The 4,988-nt window shown below is 73.5% G+C and carries 3 protein-coding genes; 2 read left to right on the top strand and 1 reads right to left on the bottom strand.

Translation table 11 applies throughout. The features are described 5' to 3' along the window. The coding region (locus tag G4D87_RS33500; RefSeq protein WP_163786752.1) for an RluA family pseudouridine synthase at positions 1-845 on the top strand (845 nt) is incomplete at its 5' end. A gap of 4 nt (positions 846-849) precedes the next feature. Here the strand turns inward: G4D87_RS33500 and G4D87_RS33505 are convergent. After that, positions 850-1,869: a glycosyltransferase family 2 protein gene (locus G4D87_RS33505; protein ID WP_163786753.1), complete on the bottom strand. Its 1,020-nt coding sequence runs from the start codon at positions 1,867-1,869 to the stop codon at positions 850-852. Positions 1,870-1,893: 24 nt separating this feature from the next. Between G4D87_RS33505 and G4D87_RS33510 the strand changes: the two genes are divergently transcribed. Beyond that, the coding region (locus G4D87_RS33510) for a hypothetical protein (protein WP_163786754.1) at positions 1,894-4,988 on the top strand (3,095 nt) is incomplete at its 3' end.

Below are 4,988 nucleotides of genomic sequence, written 5' to 3' on the forward strand. Positions count from 1 at the left end.
GGCTGGTGGAGGTGGGCGCCGTCTACGTGGCGGGCAAGCGGAGCCGGGATGCGAACGCGCGGCTGACGGCCGGGCAGGTGGTGACGGTGGTGCTGGAGGAGGGCGGGCAGAGCCCCTTGTCCGAGGCGCCCCCCGCGCCCGAGCTGCGCGTGCTGTACGAGGACTCGGACGTCATCGCCGTGGACAAGCCGGCCGGCGTGTCCGCGCAGCCCACCGAGGGGCGCGTGGGGGACAGCCTGGTGGACCTGGTGGGGGCGAAGCTGGGATGCCCCGCGGGGTTGGTGCACCGCCTGGACCGGGAGACCTCCGGTGTGACGGTGTTCGGGAAGACGGCGGAGGCCACGTCGGCGCTGGCGGCCGAGTTCCGGGAGGGACGGGCGAGAAAGCGCTACGTCGCGGCCACCGGGCCGGGTTTGCCCCCGTCGGGCACGGTGGACCTGCCGTTGTCCAAGGACCCGTCGCGCCCCGGGCGCTGGCGGGCGACCCGGGCGGCCAACGGCGTGCCCGCGCTGACGGACTTCCACACGCTGTCTTCGGGGCCGGCGTTCTGTGTCGTCGAGCTGCTGCCTCACACGGGCCGCACGCATCAGCTCCGCGCGCACCTGACGGCGCTGGGCGCTCCGATTCTGGGGGACGCGCGTTACGGCGGCGCGGCCCGGGCGGAAGGCGTGGAGGCCGCGCGGTGCTTGTTGCATGCCCAGGCGCTGGAGCTGGGACATCCGCGCACGGGCAAGCTGCTGCGCATCGAAGCGTCGGTGCCGGAGGACTTGATGCGGTTCTTCCTGGCCGCCGGCGTCCCGGCCCCCTCGGGGGCCATTCGCGGCGCGGGCTCCGGGGCGGCGTGAGTCCTCACGCGGCGCAGGTGAAGTCGCGGCCCTCCACCCAGCCCCAGCCGATGAGGTCCTCGCGAATCTCCGCGCGGGCCCAGCGGACGCCCACGCAAATCAGCAGGTGTCCGTCCCCGGGGGCGCCGAGCTCCTGGGGGGAGATGACGGGGATGCCATGGATGTGCGTGCCCACCTTGCGAGGGTGGACCTCCACGTAGCGCCGCACGCGGGCGCCTTCCTGGTGGAGGAAGTACGTCAGCGTCTTGCCGCTCGGGCCCGCGCCCCACACGGTGCACGGGCGGCCGTCCGCCAGGGGGCCACGGCCTCGCGTCAGGTAGCGCGCCTTCATCCACATGAAGCGCTTGAGGGCATAGCGCGGGTCGGTGCGCGTCATCCGTCCGTCGCTGTCTCGCCAGCGGAGCAATACCTGGGGCAGGTTGCGCAGGGCGAAGCCCCGGTCCAGCAGCTCCAGCCACAGCGCGTAGTCTTCCGGGAAGTCGCCGTCCTGCCAGCCTCCCGCCGCCACCAGGGCGTCCCGGCGCAGGCAGACGGAGGGGTGGCACAGGGGGCTTTCGATGAAGCGCTCCCGGTCGAGTCGCTCGGCGGAGGTCAGGCCGTTGATCCACGTGGCATAGGCCTGGAGCGAAGGGCTCACGGGCTGGTCATCCCGGAACAGCTCCACGGCCGTGCCCACGCCCGCCAGCCTGGGCTCCGCCTCCAGTGCGGTGAGGCTCGCCTCCAGGCGCTGGGGGAGGGCTTCGTCATCCGCGTCCATCCGGGCCACATAGGGGGAGGTGGCTTCACGCAGCGCCAGGTTCAGCGCCGCCACCAGGCCTCGGCCCCGGCCGTCAAGGACTTCCACGCGTGAGTCGCTCGCCGCCAGGTCGGTCAGCACGTCGCGCGTACCGTCCGTGGAGCCGTCATCGACCGTGAGCACACGGAGGTCGCGGACGGTGCCCGTCAAGAGGCTGCGGACAGCGCGGGCCACGGTGGCTTCGGCGTTTCGCGCGGGGAGGAGGACAGTAACAGCCGGAACGGGCATCGTTGTGTGTAGACTGCCGCACCCATGGGTGGCGTGAGAAACGGCAAGAACGCCGGCACGCCGGAGCCCGCAGCGGTCCGACAGGAGGCGCTGCAGCCCGGCGCGTCCGATGTCAATCCCGCGGAGGATGTCAGCGACGTGGTGGACCGGCTCTTCCGGTCCGCGGCCCGGCAGTTGCGCGAGGGCTCCGCCGCGCGCGCGTTTGGAGAGCTTGCGCGCGCCAGCCGGACCCTGCCGATGACGCCGCGCCTGGCCGCCGGGATTGTGCGGATGGCGCTGCTGGCGGGCACCGAGCCGGCGGCCATCACCTTGCTGGAGGTGGCGCCCACGGTGGGCTCCAGTCGGCGCGCGGTCCGGCGTCAGCTCGCGCGGGTGTTGCGACGGGTGGACCAACTGCCGCGTGCCGCCGCCGCGCTCGAGGCCCTCCTGGTGGATTGGCCCGACGACGGGCGTGCCCAGCGCGTGCTCCAGGTGCTGCGCACGCGTATCGAGGGCAAGGGGGTGTTCGACGCGGGTGTGAGCGCGCCGAAGGTTGAAGGGGACGAGCAGGGGGTGCTGGCGAAGCTCCCAGCGCGGAAGGAAGGCGCGCCGGTCGCGACCTCTTGGGAGAACGACGAGGGGGTCTACCTCATCGAGACTGTGGTGGGGCCGCCGCTCTCCGCGAGGCCGGCCTCGGCGTCGCGGCTTCCGGAGGCGGGTGGCGTGGTTCCTTCCAGCGGACCTGTTGCCACGTCCCACGAGGGTGGACCGGGAGGTCCGCCGGTGCAGGTGTCGCCCGTTTCGGAACAGCCGGGGACCGCGCCTGCCTCGGTCGAGAGCGTGCCGGCAACGTCTGTGGCGGCAGAAGTGGCTCCGCCTGCTCCTGCCACTGAAGCGCTCAAGACGGTGTTGGAGATGCCAGCGGTGGAGTTGCCCGCGGTGACTCCTCGCGATGCCGCTGCTCCCGACGCACCCAGGACCGTCGTGGAGATGCCGGCGGTGGTCGTGCCACCGCCGGCAGTTGACTTCGAGGCGCGCAAGACAGAAGTGGAGCTGCCCGCGCTGGGGGACGTCGCCGTGCCCCCGGCTTCAGGTGTGGCCAAGACGTTCGTTCCGGCGCGCGCGCCCCTATCCGTGCCGTGGGTCGATTCCCCAGACGACGACGCGGTCGAGCCCGCGCCGGTCGCCCGCGAAGTACCGCCGGCGCCGCGTCCCGCCCGCGCCACCTTCGACGATGCCGGCGAAAGTGAAGTCACCTCAGAGGCACAGCCCTTCCTCGTCGGCGCTGACACATCGAGTCCCACACCGCGCCAGCAGACACCTGTTTCCTCGAAGGGCGAGCGGCGGAAGACCCCGCCCCCGTCCGAGGCGTCACCACCTCCAGCCACGTCCCGCGCCGCACCCGAGCCGGATGCTCGCGCGGGCACCATGGAGGTTTCGTTGGCGGAGCTGGAGGCCGCACTCGCCGCGGCTTCCGGTGATGCACCGAACGAGAAGGGCCGCGCTTCCGAGGCGAGCGTGGGCCCTCGTGAAGACGACACCGAGGAGCTGACCCGCTCGCAGAAGGTCGAGGCCCAGCTCATCGCTCGACGGGCCTGGGCCGAGCTGGCCCAGCTCTACCTCAAGCGGGCGGACCGGGCGAAGGACGCGTCCCTGCGCGCCGATGCGTTGGCGCGTCTCGCGGAGGTGATGGAGAACGAACTCCACGACCCCGCGGGCGCCGCGCGCATGTACCGGGAAATCGTGGAGCTGACAGGGGACCGCGCCGCGCTTCGAGACCAGGTGCGGTTGCTCGCCTCGAGGGGGGACGCGTCCCTCGTGCGCCGTGCGCTGGACGAGGCCATCCGACGCGCGCCCGCTGGCCGCGCACGCGCGGGGGCGCTGCTCACGCGGGGCGAGCGCTGGCTCCACATGGGCGAGCTGAAGAAGGCTCGCGCGGACTTCGAGGCGGCGGAGTCCTCCGCGCCGGGACTGCTCCCCGTGCTCGCGGGGCTGCTTCGCTGCGTGTCGGACGCGGCACGTCCCGCCATCGCGGAGCGGCTCCGGGTGGCGCTGGCGGCGGCACCGCGCCGCGCGCCGGACCGCGTGGAAGCGCTGCGCGTCCTGGCCCAGGTCGCGGAGGAGTCGCTGAGCGATTTGCGGCTCGCGCAGTGGGCCTGGAGCGAGGTGCTCACGGAGAGTCCCGACAGTGAGCAGGCTCGCGTGCAGCTCACGACGCTGACGCGAAAGCTCGGTGACACGACGGTGCTCAGCCGGCTTCTGCGTGCGCAGCTCGCCCGCGAATCCCGAGGGCCCGCCGCGCGTGAGGCCCGGCTGGAGCTGGTCGCCACGTTGGAGGCCCAGGGCGACGCCGATGCCGCGCTCAATGAGTTGCGTCAGGCCGTGCGCTACGAGCCGGGCCACAAGGAAGCGTGGCTGTTGCTCGTGGAGCGTCTCCTCGCGCGCGACCACCTGGGCGAGGCGGCCTGGGCTCTGGAGCACGCGGCCACCGCCATGGAGGACGATGCGGAGCGGGAGCGCACCTGGGACCGGCTCGCGCGTCTGTGGCGCGAGGTGATGGGCAATCCCGAGCGCGCGCAGGTGTACGCCCGCCGGGCGGAGGGAATCCGGCAGGCACGCGCCGCGCGTGAAGTGCCACCGCCCGAGCCGCCGCGCTCCGCGGTCCCTCGCCGTGAGTCGAGCGGCCCCCGTGCGCCGCTCGTCGCGGCGCCCCCGGTGCTGACGCAGGCGTCCGCGAACCTCGCGAGTCTGGCCAACGAGGAGACGTCCACCACGGACATGGGGGTTGCTCCACCCGCGTCCGAAAGCGTGGAGCCGGCTCGCGCTGAAGTCGGGAGCGCGTCCCCGGGCTCCGCCGCGGTGGAGCAGGGCCGCAAGGCCTCGCCGGAGCCCGGCCCTTCGGGGCGGAAGGGGAAGCGAGAGGCTCGTTCCAACGCTGCCGCTGCGGCCCAGTCCAAGGCGGCGGCCCGCGCCGCCGCTGCGGCCCAGCCCAGGGGCGAGGCACGCGACACCGCCTCGCCAGCGCAAGGCGCGCCGCGCGTCCCAGTGGAGGGCTTCGCCGCAGCGCCACCCAGGGGCGGAGGCCGCAACCCGCCCTCATCACCGGGCAACACCGCGGCCCCGCCGCCCCGCGCTCCCGC

Origin of the sequence: Myxococcus vastator, assembly GCF_010894475.1 — a bacterium.
In the GTDB taxonomy this organism is placed as follows: Bacteria; Myxococcota; Myxococcia; order Myxococcales; family Myxococcaceae; genus Myxococcus; species Myxococcus vastator.

What these genes read in the sequence shown, in the direction of transcription:
- G4D87_RS33505 (WP_163786753.1), bottom strand. Translation starts at nt 1,869, where the DNA reads ATGCCCGTTCCGGCTGTTACTGTCCTCCTCCCCGCGCGAAACGCCGAA.